This is a genomic window from Mesorhizobium sp. M0778, from assembly GCF_040320105.1.
GTDB lineage: Bacteria > Pseudomonadota > Alphaproteobacteria > Rhizobiales > Rhizobiaceae > Mesorhizobium.
This window is the reverse complement of record NZ_JAMYPA010000005.1, coordinates 1-19,561: the sequence shown is the minus strand read 5'-3', so window position 1 is coordinate 19,561 and position 19,561 is coordinate 1. Positions and strand designations below refer to the sequence as shown.

17 protein-coding genes are annotated in these 19,561 nt (G+C 62.6%); 8 read left to right on the top strand and 9 right to left on the bottom strand.

The window, feature by feature from the left end; genetic code table 11:
• Window positions 1–333: 333 nt before the first annotated feature.
• A complete protein-coding gene (locus NKI22_RS08935) occupies window positions 334–519 on the bottom strand; it encodes a hypothetical protein (RefSeq protein ID WP_352482421.1) in 186 nt (61 codons plus the stop codon).
• A 134-nt stretch (window positions 520–653) separates the two neighbouring features.
• Between NKI22_RS08935 and NKI22_RS08930 the strand changes: the two genes are divergently transcribed.
• Window positions 654–1,205 carry a group I truncated hemoglobin gene (locus tag NKI22_RS08930; RefSeq protein WP_352547877.1) on the top strand — a complete coding sequence of 184 codons (552 nt, stop codon included), beginning with the start codon at window positions 654–656 and terminating at the stop codon, window positions 1,203–1,205.
• A gap of 127 nt (window positions 1,206–1,332) precedes the next feature.
• Here NKI22_RS08930 and NKI22_RS08925 read toward each other — a convergent pair whose 3' ends face one another.
• The 7 genes from NKI22_RS08925 to NKI22_RS08895 form a co-directional block, all read right to left on the bottom strand.
• Window positions 1,333–2,184, bottom strand: a complete 852-nt coding sequence (locus NKI22_RS08925) for a transglutaminase-like domain-containing protein (protein WP_352547875.1) — start codon at window positions 2,182–2,184, stop codon at window positions 1,333–1,335.
• An 88-nt stretch (window positions 2,185–2,272) separates the two neighbouring features.
• Window positions 2,273–3,154 carry a transglutaminase family protein gene (locus NKI22_RS08920; RefSeq protein ID WP_352817581.1) on the bottom strand — a complete coding sequence of 294 codons (882 nt, stop codon included), beginning with the start codon at window positions 3,152–3,154 and terminating at the stop codon, window positions 2,273–2,275.
• A gap of 73 nt (window positions 3,155–3,227) precedes the next feature.
• Complete coding sequence (locus NKI22_RS08915) at window positions 3,228–3,821, bottom strand: SOS response-associated peptidase (RefSeq protein WP_352852428.1); 594 nt, start codon at window positions 3,819–3,821, stop codon at window positions 3,228–3,230.
• Between the two features lie 79 nt (window positions 3,822–3,900).
• A complete protein-coding gene (locus NKI22_RS08910) occupies window positions 3,901–4,158 on the bottom strand; it encodes a hypothetical protein (RefSeq protein WP_023719431.1) in 258 nt (85 codons plus the stop codon).
• A gap of 277 nt (window positions 4,159–4,435) precedes the next feature.
• Window positions 4,436–4,882, bottom strand: coding sequence for a hypothetical protein (locus tag NKI22_RS08905; protein ID WP_352817584.1), 447 nt, complete (start codon window positions 4,880–4,882; stop codon window positions 4,436–4,438).
• 611 nt (window positions 4,883–5,493) lie between these two features.
• A complete protein-coding gene (locus tag NKI22_RS08900) occupies window positions 5,494–5,694 on the bottom strand; it encodes a CsbD family protein (protein WP_352817585.1) in 201 nt (66 codons plus the stop codon).
• A gap of 194 nt (window positions 5,695–5,888) precedes the next feature.
• Window positions 5,889–7,172, bottom strand: a complete 1,284-nt coding sequence (locus NKI22_RS08895) for an ROK family transcriptional regulator (RefSeq protein WP_352817587.1) — start codon at window positions 7,170–7,172, stop codon at window positions 5,889–5,891.
• Window positions 7,173–7,365: 193 nt separating this feature from the next.
• On the opposite strand from NKI22_RS08895, the gene NKI22_RS08890 reads away from it, so the two are divergent.
• The 4 genes from NKI22_RS08890 (at window position 7,366) to NKI22_RS08875 (ending at window position 12,806) form a co-directional block, all read left to right on the top strand.
• Window positions 7,366–9,924: an ATP-binding cassette domain-containing protein gene (locus tag NKI22_RS08890; RefSeq protein ID WP_502897687.1), complete on the top strand. Its 2,559-nt coding sequence runs from the start codon at window positions 7,366–7,368 to the stop codon at window positions 9,922–9,924.
• On the top strand, window positions 9,921–10,910 hold the full coding sequence (locus NKI22_RS08885; RefSeq protein WP_352817593.1) for an ABC transporter permease: 990 nt from the start codon (window positions 9,921–9,923) through the stop codon (window positions 10,908–10,910). Before NKI22_RS08890 ends, NKI22_RS08885 begins: the two co-directional genes overlap by 4 nt.
• 47 nt (window positions 10,911–10,957) lie before the next feature.
• Window positions 10,958–11,959 carry a rhamnose ABC transporter substrate-binding protein gene (locus NKI22_RS08880; protein ID WP_352488291.1) on the top strand — a complete coding sequence of 334 codons (1,002 nt, stop codon included), beginning with the start codon at window positions 10,958–10,960 and terminating at the stop codon, window positions 11,957–11,959.
• Between the two features lie 85 nt (window positions 11,960–12,044).
• Window positions 12,045–12,806, top strand: a complete 762-nt coding sequence (locus NKI22_RS08875) for a glutamine amidotransferase (protein ID WP_023719424.1) — start codon at window positions 12,045–12,047, stop codon at window positions 12,804–12,806.
• A gap of 114 nt (window positions 12,807–12,920) precedes the next feature.
• Here NKI22_RS08875 and NKI22_RS08870 read toward each other — a convergent pair whose 3' ends face one another.
• Entirely contained in the window at window positions 12,921–13,802 is an 882-nt protein-coding gene (locus tag NKI22_RS08870) for a YihY/virulence factor BrkB family protein (protein ID WP_023719423.1), read from the bottom strand.
• 222 nt (window positions 13,803–14,024) lie between these two features.
• Here NKI22_RS08870 and NKI22_RS08865 point away from each other — a divergent pair, with 222 nt between their 5' ends.
• The 3 genes from NKI22_RS08865 to NKI22_RS08855 all read left to right on the top strand — a co-directional run bounded on the left by NKI22_RS08865 (window position 14,025) and on the right by NKI22_RS08855 (window position 19,285).
• Window positions 14,025–16,223, top strand: a complete 2,199-nt coding sequence (locus NKI22_RS08865; protein WP_352937713.1) for a caspase family protein — start codon at window positions 14,025–14,027, stop codon at window positions 16,221–16,223.
• A gap of 2 nt (window positions 16,224–16,225) precedes the next feature.
• On the top strand, window positions 16,226–17,869 hold the full coding sequence (locus NKI22_RS08860; protein WP_352937711.1) for a tetratricopeptide repeat protein: 1,644 nt from the start codon (window positions 16,226–16,228) through the stop codon (window positions 17,867–17,869).
• Window positions 17,870–17,968: 99 nt separating this feature from the next.
• Window positions 17,969–19,285 carry an NAD(P)H-dependent oxidoreductase gene (locus NKI22_RS08855; protein ID WP_352937710.1) on the top strand — a complete coding sequence of 439 codons (1,317 nt, stop codon included), beginning with the start codon at window positions 17,969–17,971 and terminating at the stop codon, window positions 19,283–19,285.
• Window positions 19,286–19,561: the final 276 nt, after the last annotated feature.

Genomic DNA, 19,561 nt, shown 5'->3' with positions numbered 1-19,561 from the left:
CTTCGTCGCTCAAAAGGCAGAGAGAAGGCGCACTAGCTTTGCGGCGTTCCGAGGTGAATTGGTCTAATCCCGCTTTGGCACAGCCGTTTGGCATCTGAATTGCCCATTGAGAATCGCCAGAGTGTAGCCACCGAGCTTGCGAAGGGGATGGAAATGGGCTTAGCCAAAGACTTATCGGATGTCGCGCTCACATTCGAATGTCCGGATTGCTCGCATCCGGCGGTAAGAAAGGGCTCTGCACTCAGAACAATCGCGCACTTCAAATGCGACGGGTGCAACGCAAAGGTGCGGATCACCTATCCGCAGAAGCTAGCGATTTTTGAAAAGCACAGGCTATTGGCCGCAGGCGACCGCCGCCAGCGAGGCCAGGAACACTACGGTGCCCGCAACATCGATCGGGCCGATGCGGCCGAAGTGGCTTCGCGACCTCTGCCGCGTGCAGCGACGCGTGCTTAAGCCTTCCTCATCCGCGCGGCCTTCGCCCTTTTTACGCATGTTGACCGTGAGAATGCCGTCCATCGGAATAATTCGGGCGAAGGGCTCGTTTGTTCCTTAGACGATGCTAAAATATAGCAAAGTGTCCGAATGTCACTTCATGAAGCCCGCCAGACAGGCTGCGGCTTGCTCTGGCCTAACCTCGAAGGGAACCAGGGATGAAAACGGCTGTTTCAACCTCTTTGACAAGACGAAGTGTTGTTGCCGCGCTGGCGCTGGCCGCCGCGTCGACGGCGGTATTGCCCGCCGACAACGCACTCGCCCAGGCCAAGAAAACCACAGCTGACAAAAGTCTGTATGAGCGGCTGGGGGGCGTATTCGCCATCGCAGCGGTGATCGATCATTTCAGCGACGCCGTCGTGAAGAACCCGATCGTCGGCAAGAAGTCGAAGAACCCACAATTGCGCAAATGGCACACCAAGAACCTTGAAAGGTTGCCCGGCCTCAAGTTCATGCGCACGCTGTGGGTCTGCGACGTTTCTGGCGGGCCCTTCAAGTTCGTCGCCACCAAGCCCGGCACGACGCCGCTCGGCCTCGAGGAGGCGCATCGCGACCTGCGGATTTCCCCCGCGGAATTCGATGAGGTCGCAGCGGAACTCGGGCGGACCCTGGATCATTTCAAAATTCCGAAGCCTGAGAAAACCGAAGTCTTGGAAGCTTTCGCCGCCCACAAAGACGAGGTCACCGCCGGCAACGTCAAGCGGGGCTGAAGCGCTTATATCGTGCGGGCGGATGCATTCGCATGGCGCCAGCGTCGCCCTGAATGCAGCGCGGCCCTGACCTCGAGGTCAGAGGGGCCTCGGGACATCGTCGACCCACCTCTACGAACCTTGCAGCTCAAGGTGAGAACGCGGAATTTTCGACAGACGCCAGGGAAGGTTCGGCCTGGACCTCCTCCGTCACGACTTCGAAGCGGGTAAGCCGCGAAAAACCGAAACTGGTTGAGATGGCGACGTCGGTCGCGTCGCGCCCGGTTGCCATCAATATCCGCCCGATGCGGGGGCGGTTGTGGCGAGGATCGAATGTGAACCAGGTGCCGGCGAGATAGGCCTGGAACCAGGCGCTGAAATCCATCGGATACGGCGCCGGCGGTACCCCGATGTCACCGAGATAGCCGGTGCAGTACCGCGCGGGAATATTCATGCAACGGCATAGCGCGATCGCCAAATGGGTAAAGTCACGACAAACGCCGGCCTGGTCGGTGAAGCTGTCGTGAGCCGTCCGCAGCGGGTCGGCTTTCTGGTAGTCGAAGACGATGTGATTGTGAACGAAATCGCAGATCGCCTGGACACGCGCGCATCCAGGCGCGGTATTGCCGAATTTCGCCCAGGCAAAATCTCCAAGACGATCGGTATCGCAGTAGCGGCTGCCGAGAAGAAAGACGAGCACTTCGTCCGGCAGGTCCTTGATCTTGTGCTGCACAGCCTGCTCGGCGACCGCATCGGGCTCGCCGCTATCGTAGATATCGAAGGTGGTTGAGATCGTCGTCAGGCCCGAGGGCGCCTCGATCCTCGTGCAGGCGTTGCCGAAACCGTCGACGTAGCCGCGTGCTTCGACGGGACGATCGAAATCGATGACCTGTTCCGTCAACAGATCGACCCGGCGCGATGGATGGATTTCGAGCGCCAACAGCATCGGCGTTGGCTGCGGACATTCGTAGGTGAGGGTGTAACCTGCGCGGATCCGCATCGACGCTCCGATTGTTGTCATTCAGCAACCGGGCAAACTCCGCGTCGGCCAAACAGTTCCGGGAAAACATCAGCGGATGCTAATTTTCCTACGCACCGATCTCCTTCGCCACATTCACCTCGACGGTCATTGCAAGAAAGCTCGACGCGCTTCCCGAATAACTCCCGGAAAGCGGAATGGCTTGACGAGGATGCCGGGCCACGGCCACCCTGATCAAATCCCGATTGCCGACAATGCCATTGGTGGGGTCGAACTCGACCCAGCCGGCACCCGGCAGGTAGACCTGGCACCAGGCATGCGTCGACCCGCCGCCAAGAACCGTCGCGCTGTCGCGGCTCGGCACATAGACGTAACCAGTCACAAAACGGGCGGCAAAGCCGAGCGAACGAACCGCCTCCATCATGAACAGCGCAAAGTCCCGGCATGTGCCGCGACGCAGGTGCAACGTCATCAGCGGCGGCTGCGTCCCAGGCTCGCTTCGACGGGAATACACAAAGCTCTCGTGGATGGCATAGCAAAGCGTCATCAACAGATTGCCGGTCCCGGTGTGCCCTGCGGCACTGAGGAACTGTCGTGCCCAGTTGCCAACCTCGTCACTGTCATCCTCGTATTGACGTTCCATCGTCTGGGAGAGATCTGCGGCTTCGTCGGGATCGTAGGAAAACGGATAGTGAAGCGCAGCTTCGTCGATACGGAAATCAGGCGCATGCTGCGGCGTGTGGTCCAGCCGAATGTCTGTCGCAAAGCGCAGTTCTTTCGCGGGATTCTCGAAATCGATCACCGCCACGCAGTTTCCGAAAACGTCATGGATCCAGCGAACCTCTTTCGGCTCGGGATCGACAGACAAGGCGTGGTCCAGGAGTCTTTGATCGAAGCTGTCGCGCGGTCTGAACATCAGCCGATGCTCGCCGAACCTCACCGGCCGGCTATAGCGATAGACCGTCGTATGCTGGACTGAGAAGATCGGCATCAGTTTTGGTCGACAAGTTTACCTGCGATGTTGGCGCAATCATATAATCTTTTCCACGCTCATTCGATGGTTCCTACTCGGAACCTGCGCGAACTGTTTCTGCTCTGAGCGACCCTTCCGGCAGCGGCCGCATGAGTTCAGCCTCGGACTTCGTCAGATGGATCCATGCCGCCCAGTCCGATGGCCGCAGCACAACCACTTGGCGGTTGTGATATGGCGCCACGTCCGGCCCCGGATCGGTCGTCAGCATCGTGAACGTCGGCGGCTTGTTGCCGACCCCCTCGCGCCAAAGCCCGGCAATCGCCATGAACGAATGGCCATTCAGCGTGAACTTGTGCTTGGCTTTCGGATATTTCGTTCCCGTGAATTCGAAGAATGCCGACGCCGGGACGAGGCAGCGTTTGCTGTTGCCGAATTGTCGACCCTCCGAGCGAAAGTTGAATACAGGTCCGCCTTTTGGTCCGGCCGGAGGAAAGCCGAACGTCATCGACGCCAGTTCGATTGTGTTGCCGGCAGCCCGCATTACAGGCGCGGGGTCGTTGATGTGGATGTCATCCGCCTGCGGCAGATCCAGTTCGGTTTGATGGCTGGGAATATTGAGCGCCAGCAAAGCCATCATCCGGCAATACTCGGCCCAGGCGATGTGCTGCTCGTAGTCATTGCACATTAATATGGCTCCGGACGCTCGATCGAGATCAGTTTCAATATAGCGTTATCGGTTCGCGCCGATTGCTGGCGGACTTGCCCTATTTGGGCCGGCGTGCGGCGGCGATGGCCTGCAACAGATTGATGCTGTTCATGTCGGGTTCGCTGGATGCGGCAACGGCAAGTGCGGCGGCCTCGGCTATTTTCGCGACGTCGTCGCTGCTGATTGTTCCGCGCTTTTCCAGCAGATTTATAAGTTCGACAACGAGAAGAAAGGCGTTCACGCCATATCGTTCGGCTTTGAGCTCGAACTCGCCTCGAGCCAATCTCTCCGCGTCTCCTTCAGCCCGTTTGTCCATCTCGGCGTCCTCTCCTATGGCGACAAGCTGTGAACGCTTAGCACGAATGGTTTAATCCTTCGAACTGGCCGCACCTTTCGCCAGTTGCCGATTGCCGGAGCTTGGCACCGTGTCGCCGGCGGCAGGGCACGGCTTCAGCCAAGGATGAGACCTGCCAATAGAACGGTAAGGATAAGGGACAGCACGACGGCAAGCAGCCGGCATGCCTCCAAGGTGTTGGTTTGCCAAACTTTTGTCGGGCGCCTCCGGTTTGAATTCCCATTTCGCGAAACAAACTTCATCGGGCACCAGATTGGACGCGGAGCCGGCTTGAATTTGTGTAAGCGCTCGTCTTCATCTGTCCGGAACGGCAGATGCGCCGCGGCATCTCCACGGAACTCCGAAGCACTGCCTGCGCGGCGCCGGCCTGCTTTTCATCGACGCGGGCCATCACCAGAACGACACCCTCTGCGATCTTCGGCTTGCCCGGCTTCTGGGCAAAATTGGCGAAGGTTCCGAGAAGCCCGCCGCCAAAGCCGCCCCACGCCGCACCGACCAGAGCCATGCCGGTCATCCCCGCGGGATCAATGCCCTGAGCTCCAAAAGCGCTAAAACCGGCCAGCAGACCAGCCGTCGCGCCAAGTGCGGCGCCTGCGCCCGCACCTTGCCAGAGAGCGCTCATCTCATCGTTGTAATATCCAGCAACGCTGATCGGTTCATCGTTGTCATTGTAAGATCCGACCACGCTGATCTGCCGGCGACGAATCCCGGCGGCCTGAAGCCTGGCAACAGCACGTGCTGCCTGGGCATGGGAATCGAATAGTCGGCTGATCGTTTGCATTTACGCCCAAACCCGACGCTCGTTCGGAGCGTCGGGCTTCTCCTCTCTGGCTTGAACTCTTCCGCCCAGACGCATCTTGGTCGCGCCAAAGCTCACTACAACGTGAGCCAGCCGGCTACGTTCCTCAGCCGGGGCTTCGGTCCATTTCTGGAGGGTATTGCTTAGGACCTAAGTCTGATCTGTTGGGCGCAGCGGTCAGTGAGGCCACGCCGACCGGGGGAGCGCTGTCGGGTCGAAGAGAAGGCCCAGATGCTACCGCAGACCCAAAAAGCTCAAAATGGCTATTACGATCACGATGGCGCCGACCAGCCAGATAATGTTGTTCATGATTACGCTCCTTCGCCTCCGGGTCGGGCACACGCCAAGGCGAAGCCCGCCACGCAAGTAGAACATTAGATATAGCTAAAGGTTCCTCGCGGGCCTCGCTGTCGAAAGAGCCCGCCGCACCATTCGGCACGGCGGGTGACTCAGAGGTTAACCCGGTGGTGGGCAGCAGACAGCGTTACGTCCAAGGCTCAGCCGATGCTTCTGGACCAGTCATCTACCTGGCGCTCCGCCTCTTCCTTGGCGATCCCATATCGCTCCTGGATACGTCCCAAGAGCTGGTCTCGGTTACCCTCGATCCGATCAAGATCATCGTCGGTGAGGTCACCCCACTGCTCTTTCGCCTTGCCTTTGAACTGCGTCCATTTTCCCTTGATTTGATCCCAGTTCATATGTTCCTCCTTGCTTCCTGGGCCCGCACTAAAGCGGAGCGCGGACCGATCGAGCATTTCGATGTCGGTGACGAATGAAGATTAGCGGCCGCTAAAAGTTCCGGAGCCGGCGCAAAAAAGCCCGCCGTGCCCGTGCCGGACTGCGAGCTGATGTTGATGATGTCCAGAGCTTGATGCTCTCTCGCAGCGCCATCCTATCCCGTTGAAGGCGCTGAGCTTCTCGCTGGGTGGCCTTGGCTGGCAAGCCTCGAAAGGCTGCCCAGCAGCATTGTTCTGTCCTTGCCGATCATCAGCACGCCGCTGTCGGGCGCCAACAGTGCCGAGAACGGCAGCATCGCGGCGCCGATAGGCGAGGCCTCGGGGCCGAATTGTCCCGATACGATTTCCGGCGCCACGATGCCGATGGCGCTGATCGTGTTGAACTGGGTCTGCACCTTTGCCAGCAGCTCGAGATGGATCGGCCGCGGCAGGATGCTGTCGAGGACGATCGCCTCGATGTCGATGACCGAGGTGATGGCGATGATCGCCTCGACCAGCGCATTGGCACAATCGTCGATCCATTCGGACAGCGGCTCGCGCGCCCCTGGCGGCAAGGGATTCAGTTCGCGCACACGATTGATCTCGATGCCGCGCGATTTGAGATGATTGACCAGCACATAGATCGAGGCGCGATGCAGCAGACTTTGGTAACGCGCCGGCTTGGCCGCCACCGAATCGAGGCTTGAAGGCGAAACCGGCAAAGGACCGAGCGCGGCGCTGTTGCCGTGCGGACCGGTATGGACCTTGCCGCCTTGCACCAATCCGCCGCCGACAAAGGTGTCGATCGAAATATGCATGAAGTCGCGGAACCGCGCGCCGGTCCCCTGGATGAGTTCGGCGAGTGCGGCCGATGACGCGTCGTTTTCCACGAAGACCGGGGTCTTCGGTTTTGTGGCGAAGAATGTCGTCAGATCGATTGCTTCCCAGCGGCTACCGAGGTCATCGGGAAAGCCGAGTTCCTCGCTCCAGCCGCCGAGGAAATATGGCGAAGCGATGCCGACACCGACGATGCTGGCATCGCCAAGCCCCTCGACCAGCTTGTCGAAATTGGCCAGCGACATGTTGCCGGCCTTGAGCACCAGATCGGGGTCCGGAAAGCGATATTCGTGCGACTCGCGGGAGCGGACCTCGCCGGCGAAGTCGACGAGCACGGCTTCCAGCGCGCGCCGGCCGATCTTGATGCCGGCGCTGTAGATGCGCTCCGGTGTAAGCCGGTAGAGGGTGGACGGCGATCCGCGTTGCCCGAACCTTTTTCCCACTTGCTTTACGAATCCGGACGACTCCAGCCCGTCGACAATGGTGGCGACCGCGGCCGGCGTCAGATTTGCGGCGCGCGCCAGATCGGACTTGGATGCCTCCTTCAGACGGCGGATGGCATCAAGCACGAAGCGCTCGTTGTAATGCCGAACCTTGACCGAATTGCTGCCTTTTCCGGACAAAACCGGCGCCTCCCCATTCATTCTCGCGGAGCCACTCTGGCCGCCTGCAGCTTTTAGGCTGCTGGGTCGAGCACTCCAGCTGCACCCGTGCGCGACGCGACAGTGCCCTTCGGGGTCATGGAAGTCAATTTTCCAGTTGCGGCGTCAAACCATTTAATATAGCAAATTGAAAAAACAGGACCAGGGAGGAAGGGTGCTGCACTTGGGCGCATTAGGCGAAGCCGATGCCGTGGTGAAGAGCGACGTGGCTGTCCCCGTTGCCCTGGTTCAGGCGACAAAGGCCTTCGGCGGCACGATTGCCCTCAAGGACGCGTCCTTCGAATTGCGCTCAGGCGAGGTGCTGGCTCTGCTTGGCGAAAACGGTGCCGGCAAGAGCACCTGCGTGAAGCTGCTGGCCGGCGTGTACCTCCCTACCGGCGGCCATATCGAAGTCGACGGCAAGCCTGTGGTCTTCCATTCGCCGCACGATGCCCAGGCTGCCGGCATCTCGGTCATGCACCAGCACCCCGGTCTTTTCCCGGATCTTTCGGTGGCGGAGAACATCTATCTCGGCCATATACCGCGCGACCGCTTCGGCGGCATCGACAACGCCGCCATGCTTGCCGGTGCGCGTAAGGTGCTGGCGACAGTCGGCCTCGACGTGCCGGCCGAAACCCGGCTCGGGATGTTGCGCACCTCTGAACAGCAACTGGTCGAGATCGCCCGCGCCCTGTCGCTCGACGCGCGGGTGCTGATCATGGACGAGCCGACGGCCGCCCTGTCGCAGCGCGAGGTCGAGCGGCTGTTCACCGTCGTTGCCGACCTGCGGCTGCATGGCGTGGCGATGATGTTCGTCGGCCACCGCATGGACGAGATCTTCCGCATCGCCGACCGCATCGCGGTGCTGCGCGACGGGCGCCTCATTGGCGTCAAGCCGAAGGCCGAGCTTGGCCGCGCCGCCGCCATCGGCATGATGGTCGGCCGCGAGGTGACCGACCTCTATCCGCAACGAAACCACGCAACCGGCGCGCTGGTGCTGGAGGCGAGGGGGCTTTCGCACGCCGGCGGCTTTTCCAACATCGACCTCAAGCTCCACGCCGGAGAGGTGCTCGGGCTCGGCGGCCTGGTCGGCAGCGGGCGGACCGAGATCGCGCGCGTGCTGTTCGGAATCGACCAGCCCGATGCCGGCGAAATCCTGATCGACGGCGAGGCTGTGCGCTTCGCATCGGCACGCGACGCCATGGATGCGCGCATCGCCTATGTCTCGGAAGACCGCATGGGCCAGAGCCTGGTGATGGATTTTTCCATCCTCGACAACGCGGTGCTGCCCGTCCTCGACAAGGCAGCCCGCTCCGGCTTCTACGGCACGGACCGCGCGATCGATCTGGTTTCGGACTGGCTGAAGCGGATGAAGCTTCGCTTTTCCGGCTACGCGCAGCCGGTGAAGGAACTATCCGGCGGCAACCAGCAGAAGGTGGTGCTGGCCAAATGGCTGCGCACCGAACCGCGTGTCCTCATCCTCGACGAGCCGACGCAAGGCATCGATGTCGGCACCAAGGCGGAAGTGCATGCGATGATCGCCGACCTTGCCGCGCAAGGCATGGCTATCATCCTGATCTCCTCCGAAATGCCCGAGCTCATCGGCATGTGCGACCGCATCATCGTCCTGCGCGAAGGCCATCGGACGGCCGAATTTACCAGGGGCAAAGCCACCCAGGAAAAGGTGCTGGAAGCAGCGACCAAGGCCGGCGAAAGCACCGACCGGGCAGCACAGCCTGCCAGCGAGGAGAAGAGAAAAGGACCGTTCGACATACTGAAGCGGCGGGAGTTCGGCCTGCTCGCCGCGATGCTGGCGGTGGCCATCCCGGTCACCATCATCAACCCGCGCATGGTGAGCGCGGCAAACCTGACCGCCGTGTCGATGGATGCCGCCCTGCTCGTGGTTGCAGCGCTCGCGCAGATGCTGGTGCTGATCACCCGCAACATCGACCTTTCGATCGCGGCGGTGATTGGCCTGTCGGCTTACATGGCGGCCAGCATGGTTCAGGCCTATCCGGGGCTCGACATCGGCATCGGCCTGATGACGGCATGTGCCGTCGGTGGTGTCGCCGGCCTGATCAACGGCCTCGTCGTCACCAGGGGAAAGATCCCGGCCATCGTCGTCACGCTGGCCTCGATGTCGATATTTCGCGGCTTCAACTCGATCTGGGCAGCCGGCGACCAGATCAGCGCCGACGAAGTCACGCAAGCCTGGCTCGACATGACCGGCCTGAAGATCGCCGGCGTGCCGCTGATCGTCATTATCGCGATCGTCATCCTGTGCCTGGGTTATGTGCTGCTCTATCGCACCGCCATCGGGCGCGAACTGTTTGCCGCCGGCTCCAATCCCGACGGCGCACGTCTTATCGGCATCCCCGTCGACCGGCGGATTCTGCTGGCCTTTGGCATGGCCGGCCTGCTCGGCGGCCTGTGCGGTGCGCTGTGGGCATCCCGCTATGCGACCATCGATGCCCGCGTCGCGCTCGGTTTCGAACTCACCGTGATCGCGTCGGCGGTGGTCGGCGGCGTCGCCATCCGCGGTGGTTCGGGCACGCTGCTCGGCATCATCCTCGGCGCGCTCACGCTGCTCGTCATCAAGAACGGGCTGACGCTGGTGCGCGTCGACCCGCTGTGGCTGCAGGGCGTCTACGGCCTGGTGATCCTGGTCGCCATCGGCATCGACACGTTCATCGTGCGGCGTGCCGAGCAGGCAAGACAGGCGAGGGCGCGGTGAGAAAGTTCCTCCGTTCGATCGACTTCTGGGATCTGCTGCTGGCGACCTCCTGCGTGGCCATCTTCCTCTACGCGGCGATCTTCGTGCCGAATTTCGTCTCCGGCTTCAATCTCTCGCAACTGGCCGCCAGCGCCTCGGAAAAGGCGCTGCTGATCCTGCCGATGACGCTGCTCATCATCACCCGCGAAATCGACCTGTCGATCGCCTCGGTGCTGGCGCTGACGTCCGTCGTCTTTGGCTTGCTGGTACAGGCCGGCGTGCCAACGCTTGCCGCAATCCCGCTGACGCTCGTCGCCGGCGGCCTGCTCGGCGCTTTCAACGGCTACCTGGTCTCGGGCCTTGGACTGCAGTCGCTGGTGGTGACGCTCGGCACGATGGCGCTCTATCGAGGTATTGGCTACATCCTGCTCGGCACCGGTTCGGTCAACATCCTGCCGCCCGCGGTCGTGGATTTCGGCATCAACAATCTGCCGGGCACCGAGATACCGTGGACCATCGTCCCCTTCCTGGCGCTGGCGCCGGTGTTTGCGGTCGTGCTGCAGAAGACGCCGACCGGCAAGCGCATCTACGCGCTCGGCGGCAGCCCCGAGGTGGCGCGCTATTCCGGCATAAACACGCGCCGGATGGTGCTGAACCTGTTCGTCGTCTCGGGCGTCGTCGCGGCGATAGCCGGCATCGTCTATACCGCGCGCCTTTCCAATGCCCGCGCCAACAATGCGCTCGGCATGGAGCTCGACGTCATCACCATCGTGCTGCTCGGCGGCGTCAGCGTCTTTGGCGGCAAGGGCCGCCTGACCGGCGTCATGCTGGCGCTGGTCCTGATCGCCATCATCCGCAATGTGCTGGCGCTCAACCAGATCGGTGGCGACGCGCAGGGGATGATCATCGGCCTGCTTCTGATCGGCTCGCTGCTGGTCGGCAATTACTGGCGCTCCACACAGGAGATGCTCAGCAGATCCCGCGCAATGCGCGAGACCAAGGGGTGATCTCGGGCCCCTTCCTTCAAGCCCGAATTTTAAACGGAGGAGTCACAATGAAAGCGTTTAGATTAGCCCTGCTCGCATCCGCGGTTCTGCTCGCGCCAACCTCGCTGGCGTTCAGCCAGGAATGCGCCAAGGAACCCGTAACGGTCGGTTTCCTGCCCAAGCTCGACACCGACCCCTACTTCAAAGTGGCCTTTGGAGGCGCACAAGAGGCAGCCAAGGAAATTGGCGGCACCGCTACGCAGGTCGCCCCATCGCAGGCGACTGCCGAGGCGCAGATCGAATTCATCAACAGCCTCGTGTCGCAGAAGGTTGGGGTCATCGCAATTGCCGGCAACGACGCCAATGCCGTCGCGCCTGCGCTGAAGCGCGCCGTTCAGCAGGGCGTCAGGGTGATTTCGTATGACTCCGATGTGGCCGCCGATGCCCGCGCGGCATTTGTCAATCAGGTCAAGGGCGACAGTCTCGCCGAGATGATGCTGGAAAGTGCATTCGCCCTCAGCGGCGGTGAAGGCGAATTCGCGATCCTGTCGTCGACGCCGACGGCGACCAACCAGAACGCCTGGATCGACTTCATGAAGGCGAAGATGGCTGCCGAGCCGAAGTTCTCCAAAATGAAGCTGGTGCAGGTGGCCTATGGCGAAGAAAGCGAACAAATCAACCAGCAGCAGGCGCTGGCGCTGGTCCAGGCGTTTCCCGATCTCAAGGTGATCATCGTCCCGGCAGGCATCGGCCTTCCGGCGGCCGCGCGTGCGCTCGAGGAGGCGGGCATGATCGGCAAGGTCAAGCTGACCGGCCTCGCGCCGGCTACTCTGATCTCGAAATACATCAAGGACGGGGCGGCCCAGGATATCTGGTGGAACGTCACCGATCTTGGCTATCTTACCTACCAGACGGCCCAGGCGCTTGCGCAGTGCAAGATCACCGGAAAGGAGGGTGAGAAGTTCACGGCAGGCAGGCTCGGCGAATACACGATTGGCGCCGGCGGCGAACTGATCCTTGGTCCAGCCAAGATCGTGACCCCCGAAAATCTGGCCGAGTTCAAGTTCTGATCCTTTGGAGTTCGAACTCCGCGGGGCGCCGGTCCAACCGGCGCCCTTCCTAAACCTCTCGAATGAAAACAGTGCGGGGGCGGCAATGAAGATATTGCTTGCGGGCGAAACCTTTGCGGCGACGACGTCGGTCGCCGTCGGTAGCGATGTGCTTACAAGTGCGACCTCGACAAATGGCGCGACGGCCTTCAATGCCGCGCTGGCCACTGAGGGCATCGCCGTCACGCAGATCGGCGGTGAGCGTTGCAGCGCGGAGTTTCCCTATGACCTCGATGGGCTCGCCCAATATCAGGCGGTGGTGATCTCCGACGTCGGCGCCCTGACATTGCTGGTGACGCCGGATGCCCGCGCCGGGCGTGTCGGCGTCAACCGCCTCGATCTGCTCAAAGCCTATGTCGAAGGTGGCGGCGGGCTGATGCTAGCCGGCGGCTATATGGGCTTTCAGGGCATGTTCGGGACGGCGCGGTTCCACGACACCCCGGTCGAGGACGTTCTGCCGGTCCGTTGCCTACCCTACTGCGACGGCATGGAGGTGCCGCAAGGCCTGCAGGCCTCCATCCTGCAGCCGTCACATCCGATTTTTTCCGGGGTGGAGGGGCCTTTGCCGCCGATCCTCGGCATGAACAAGCTGGAATTCAGGCGCGACGGTTCATCCCGGCTTCTGGCGACCTGCCACCACCGCGGCACCGACTGGACGCTCCTTGCCGTCGGCAGCCACGGCCGCGGCCGCACGATTGCCTGGGCAACCGATATCGGCCCGCATTGGCTCTCGCAGGATTTTCTCGCATGGCCGTTCTACGGAAAACTGACGGCGAACATGGTCCGTTGGCTCGCCGGCAATGAATGAGAAAGCCGGACACCAGGTTTGACCACTGCAGTCCGCCTGCCGCTGCCTCCGATGCCGCGCGAGGCGCCGGTGACCAGCACCACCTTGCCGGCCAGGTCGAATTTCGGCGTGAACTCATTTGTCATGCAATTCCACCTTGTTCTTCAAATCGGACCGGCTGCCGTGTCGAACCGAATAGGCTCGCGTGAATTCGGCGCCCAGCAGAAATATCTCGGCCGAATAATAGACCCACAACAGCACGACGAGCAGGGCGCCGGCCGCGCCGTACGACGATGCGAAAGCGCTGGTTCCGATATACCAGCCAATCAGCGACTTGCCGATGGTGAACAGAAACCCGGTGACGACGGCGCCAAGGCCGACATCGCGCCATTGCAGACTGCGGTCGGGCAGCACCTTGTAGATCGCGGCAAACAGCAGCGCGATCAGGGCAAACGAGACAATCCCGTTGACCGCGCTCAGGATGATGGTGCCGAACGGCAGATAGGCGTTGATGACGTCTCCGAGCGCCGAAATCGCGGCGCTTACAACCAAGGACACCAGGAGCAGGAAACCGAGAGCGGCGACCAGGCCCAGGCTTGCAATGCGTGCCCGCACCAGCCGTGAGATCGTTGCTGCCCTCGGTTTGACTTTCCAGATTTCGTTCAGCGCCAGCTGCATTTCGCCGAACACGCCGGATGCGGCGACGAACAGCGTGACCAGCCCCAGAATGCTGGCAAGGGTTCCCGCTTCCTTCTGCGAAGCGTTTTCGATCGTCGCCTGCAGCAGCTCGGCACTTTGCGGTCCCATCAGGCCGGCGATCTGTGCCGAAAGGGCGAGTTGTGCCGCCTCGTGCCCGAAGGCCATGCCGGCGATAGCGACGACGATCAGCAGGATCGGCGCAAGCGAGGTCGTGGCATAAAAAGCTATCGCCGCCCCATGGCTCAGCGCATTGTCATCGATGAAGCCGAGGACGCTCTGCTTGAGGAGCCTCCAGCTCTCTGCTGCCAAATTCCACATGTGGGCCTCGCATGCTGTCAACAAACAAGTAGCGGCGGCGCAGCGCTGGGCGAGGGAGGGGCGCGAAGATCGCAACGGAGCGGCACGACAGGCCACGACAAGAACACCTCTTGCCCGAACACTTGCCAAGCGCCGGCCATCATGATGCCATGGCGCTGTGGAAGATTGCACGCTGGGTTGGGGTGGGCGATGTTGTTTCCAGGTGCAACAGGGCGCATAGGCGTGGCGTTTGCCGCGCTGCTTTTGTGCGCGCTGGTTCCTGCTCGGGGCGAGGAGCCGAAGGCGCTAAAAGGCGTCGCGCTCGTCATCGGGCAGTCCGACTATGAGCATGTCGGCAAGCTGCCCAATCCGGAAAACGACGCCCGCGCCATCGAGGAGATGTTCGACAGGCTCGGCTTCGAAACCGATGTCGCCGTCAATCGCGACGCGCGCAAATTGCGGCGCGACCTCGAAGGCTTCGTCGACGATGCCGAGGGTGCCGACGTCGCCATTATCTACTATTCCGGCCACGGCATCGAAGCCGGTGGCGAGAATTTCCTGGTGCCCGTCGATGCCGACATTGCGGCGCTCGAGGATGCCGGCGAGAAGCTGGTCCCGCTGTCGTCGATCGTGGCCGAACTGAAGGCCAAGGTGCCGGTCACCATCGTGCTGCTCGATGCCTGCCGCAACGACCCGTTTCCGCCGGGCACGCTTTTGAAACTCAAGCCGGGTGAAGCGGGCAAGCCGATCGGCGCCGGCGGCCTCGGCGATACCCGCAGCGTCGTGGCGTTAAAAGACAGCGCGCCGGCCAAGGGTTCGGCCGACGACAGCGGTTCTGGCAACGACAGCTTGGGCCAGGTCATCGGCTTTGCCGCCGAGCCCGGCAAGGTGGCGCTCGACGGTCCCGCCGACGGCAACAGCCCCTACGCGGCAGCCATATTGCGTCACATCGACACGATGGGCGGCGAGGAATTCGGCACTGTGCTGCGCATGGTCGGCGAGGAGGTCTATCTCAAGACCGGCGGCCGGCAGCGGCCCTGGGTCAATGAGAGCCTGCGCCGGCTGCTCTATTTCGGCACGCCCGCCGAGGTGCCGAAAGGCGAGGAGGGCGAGATCCTCACAGAGCGCCGCCGGCTGCTGCTGACGATCTCGACGCTGCCCGACCCGCAACGCCGCCAGATCGAGACGATCGCCCGCGACGGCGGCGTACCGATGGACGCGCTCTACGCCATGCTGAAGACGCTGGGCACCGAGACACCCAGGGATGCAGCCGAACTCGACACATTGCTGCGCGGCCAGACCGAGCGGCTGAAACAGGTACTGGCCGAGCAGGCGACGCTGAAGAGCCAGGATCCGGAAATGGTCCGGCTTTCAAAACTGGCCGAACAAGCGGTGCAGGAAGGCGCGCTGGAAGCAGCGCAGAAAATCCATGAACAGGCCAAGGCCCGCGTTGGCGAACTGTCGAAGACCGTCGACCGGGCTGAAGCCGACCTCAAGGCGCGTCGTTTCGAGTTTGCCGAGGTTTTCGGCGACAGCGCCAAAACCTACGAAATCTCCTTCAGCTATCAGGCGGCAGCCCAGGACTATGCCAAGGCCTATGAGCAGGTCGAGAAATGGGACGACCATGAAGCCTGGTTCTACAAGGCAGCCGAGGCCCAGGCGCTCTCCGCGCATGGTTCTTTCTCGGGCGACAACGCCTTTCTGGTGCAGGCGGTCGCTGCCTATGAAAAGGCGCTGACCTATGTGTCGCGCGAAAACAGCCCGCGGCAATGGGCGGCCACGCAAAACAATCTCGCCACCACACTGTCGACGCTGGGCGAGCGCGAGGCCGGCCGCGAAGACCTCGACAAAGCGGCAGCCGCCTTCGATCAGGCGCTGAGCGTCTACACGCGCGACGCCAATCCGGACGACTGGGCCTCGACGCTAGGCAATCTCGGCACCGTCTATTGGCGGCTCGGCCAGCGCGAGAACGGCACGACGTTGCTCGACAATGCCGTTGCCTCGTTCCGCGCGGCGCTCGAGGTGCAAGTGTCGAAAAAGCTGCCGCTCGAATGGGCGGCGACTGAGGATAATCTCGGCATCGTGCTCTCCGAACTGGGTGAGCGCCAAGCCACCAGCGACAGCTTTCGCGCCGCCATCGAAGCGCATCGCGCCGCGCTGACCGCATACCGCAGGGAGCGCGTGCCGCTCGACTGGGCGTTGAGCCAGGTCAATCTCGGCACGGCCTTGTTTCGCCTTGGCGAGCGTGAACAAGACGTACCGACGCTTGAGCAGGCCGTTGCCGCCTATCAGGCGGCGACGGAGGAAATGACGCGCGAGCGCGCGCCGGCGCAATGGGCGACGATCCAGAACAATTTGAGTTCGGCGCTGGAATCGATCGGCCAGATCAATGGCGACATTGCTACGCTTCAGCGTGCTCGGAGGCGGCAGAGGCCGCACTGACGGTGTGGACGCGCGACCATGCGCCGGCCAGCTGGGCAAACGCCCAGTTGACGCTTGGCAATGCCTTGCAGCGTCTCGGCGCCAGGCAGGCCGGCAATGACGCGCTGCTCAAGGCGGTCGCTGCCTATGAGGCCGCACTTTCTGAATATCCGCGCGAAAAGCTGCCGCTCGACTGGGCTTCGTTGAACCAGAATCTGGGCTCGGTCTATGCGACGCTTGGCGATCGGGACACCGGCATCGACTATCTCCGGAAGTCGGCGTCCGCCTATCGCGAGGCCTCGCAGGTCTATACCGTCGCCGCCGCGCCGCTCGAATTCGCCTCAATAGAGCACAGTCTCGGCAACTCGCTGTCGACCTGGGGCGACCGTGCTCGCGACAAAGCGGTCCTTGAAGAAGCGGTCGCCGCCTATGATGCAGCGCTCACCGTGCGAACCAAGGAGAGCGCCCCGAAGGACTGGGCGAAGACGCAGTACCGGCTGGGCGCAGCACTTTCCATGCTCGGCAAGGCCGATGGCGGTTCGGACGAGGCGCTCCAGCGCTCGGCGGTGGCCTATCGCGCGGCGCTCGAAATGCAGAGCCGTGACAGCGACCCCGACGCTTGGGCGGCAACGCAATGGGGTCTCGGCCATGTGCTCCTGGTTCTGGGCGACCGCACGCAGGACGGCGAAGCGTTCAACCAGTCGGCGACGGCGCTTGAAGCGGCGCTGCCCTTCTACGACCTCGCCACGGTGCCGGAAGATCACGCCCAGCTGCAGAACGAACTCGGCAGCGCCTATTACTACCTTGCCGGCAGCGCCAATGACCCGTCGCTCTACCAGAAGGCGGCGGCCGCGCATGAAAAGGCACTGGCCGTCTATGCCACGCTGCCCGACCGCTCGCTCTGGGCTTCGGTCGAAGGCGACCTCGGCAATGTCCGCATGATGCAGGCAAACGCCAGTTCCGACCCGGACGCCATGGCCAAGTCTGTCCAGGCCTATGAGGCGGCACTGACAGTGATAAGCCGCGACAGGGATGCCGACGAATGGCTGCGCAACCAGACCAATCTGGCCAGCGCGCTTTCGACGCTGGGCTACTGGCGCGACGACGTTGCCCTGCTGAAGCGTTCGGCCGGCATCTATCGTTCGATCCAGAGCGTGCGCACGCGCGACCGCGCCCCCGAACGTTGGGCCAGCACGCAGGCAAGCCTGGCCAATGTGCTTGGCATGATCGGCGCGAAAGAGCCTTCGCCGGCTTTGTTCCACGAGGCGGTCGCCGTCAATCGGGCGTTGGCAGACCAGGTCGACCGCGACCGCGACCCCGAGCGCTGGGCGAGCCTGCAAAACGAGATCGGCTATCAGCTGACGCTCGCCGGCCGCGCCGAAAACGACGTCGCCAAAATCGAGGAGGCGGTGCCGATCCTGCGCGAGGCCATCGCCGTGCAGAAGAAGATCGGTTCGGTGCCGGGCATTGCGTTCACCGAGGACAGCCTGTGCGACGTGCTTACCGATCTGGGTGCTGCTCGCAAGCAGAAGGCAATGGCCGAGGAAGCGATAGCCGCCTGCCAGCATGCGCTCGTCATCTTTCGGGATGGCAAGATGGACGACCTTGCCGCCGGCTCCGCAAAGAACCTTGCCAAGGCACAAGCGTTGCTGGCCGAATTGCAATAGCGCACAGGAAAAGGTGGCCGCGACCGGTTTCGATTGGCAAAGGGTTGCCGTTCCCTGCTATTCCCGCTTCAAATCAAAAAAGCAGTGGACGTTTCCAGCATGACCAATGTCGCCTTGACTGGGCTTGCCCGGGATCTTGCCAAGCGCGCGGCGGAAGGCCGCCCGGTGCGCATCGGTGTCATCGGTTCGGGCGAGATGGGCACCGATCTGGTGACACAAGGCATGCTGATGCCGGGCATTTCGGTTTGCGCGATTTCGACCCGCCGGCCGCATACAGCGCGTGACGCCATCCGCATCGCCTATGGCGACGAGGCAATGGCAGCCGAAGCGGACAGCGCTTCGAAGGTCAGCCAGGCGATCGAGAGCGGCAAGATCGCAATCACCTCGAACGAGATGCTGGTCACCAATCCGCTCATCGATGTTGTCATCGATGCCACCGGCAAGCCCGGCGTCGCCGCCGATTTCGACCTGATGGCGATGCAGCACGGCAAGCATCTGGTGATGATGAATGTCGAGGCCGACGTCACTATTGGCTGCTACCTCAAGCAGCAGGCCGACCGGCTCGGCGTCGTCTATTCGGTCGGCGCCGGCGACGAGCCGTCGAGCTGCATGGAGCTGATCGAGTTCGCCTCGGCGCTCGGCTACACCATCGTCTCCGCCGGCAAGGGCAAGAACAACCCTCTCAACCACGACGCCGTTCCCGACGACTACCGCGCGGAAGCGCTGCGCCGCAACATGAATCCGCGCATGCTGGTCGAGTTCGTCGACGGCTCGAAAACCATGGTCGAGATGTGCGCCATCGCCAACGCCACTGGGCTGGTACCCGACGTTCCCGGCATGCACGGCCCCAAGGCCGACCGTGACGAGCTGGTCAAGGTGCTGATCCCGCGCGAGCAGGGCGGCATCCTGTCGAAGAAGGGCGTTGTCGACTATACCGTCGGCAAGGGCGTGGCGCCCGGTGTCTTCGTCATCGTCGAGGCGACTCATCCGCGGATCATCGAGCGCATGGACGATCTGCATATCGGCCACGGCCCCTATTACAGCTTCTTCAGGCCCTACCATCTGACCTCGCTGGAAGTGCCGCTGACGGCCGCCCGTATCGCGCTTTACGGCAAGCCCGACATGGTGCCGCTGCCGAGGCCGGTGGCCGAGGTCTGCGCCGTGGCCAAGCGCGATCTGGCGGCAGGCGAGACGTTCGACGCGATCGGCGAGACCTGCTACCGCTCCTGGACCATGACCGTCGAGGAGGCTCGCGCCCACCACGCCGTGCCCGTCGGCCTGCTCGAAGGCGGCAAGGTGCTGAAACCGGTGAGGAAAGGCGAATTGCTCACCGCCGACAATGCCGAGCCCGACCCGACGACCAGGCTATTCGCCTTGCGCCGGCTGCAGGACGAGATGCTGTATGGGGCGGGTTAGGTGCGGTGCAGAAACTTTGACGTCGGCGGGACAGCGCCCCTCTCTGTCCTGCCGGACATCTCCCCCACATGGGGGGAGATCGGACGTCACGCCGGCTTTCGCCAATCTCCAACATCGCAGTTCGTGAGCGGAGCGCCCAAACTGCCAATCTCCCCCCTTGTGGGGGAGATGTCCGGCAGGACAGAGGGGGGCGCGAAGGATCGCTACAGAGCGTTTGCTATTGCCCCTGAAACGCACGGCCGACCCACGCCTCGACAGCTGTTACTTCCCCAGCTC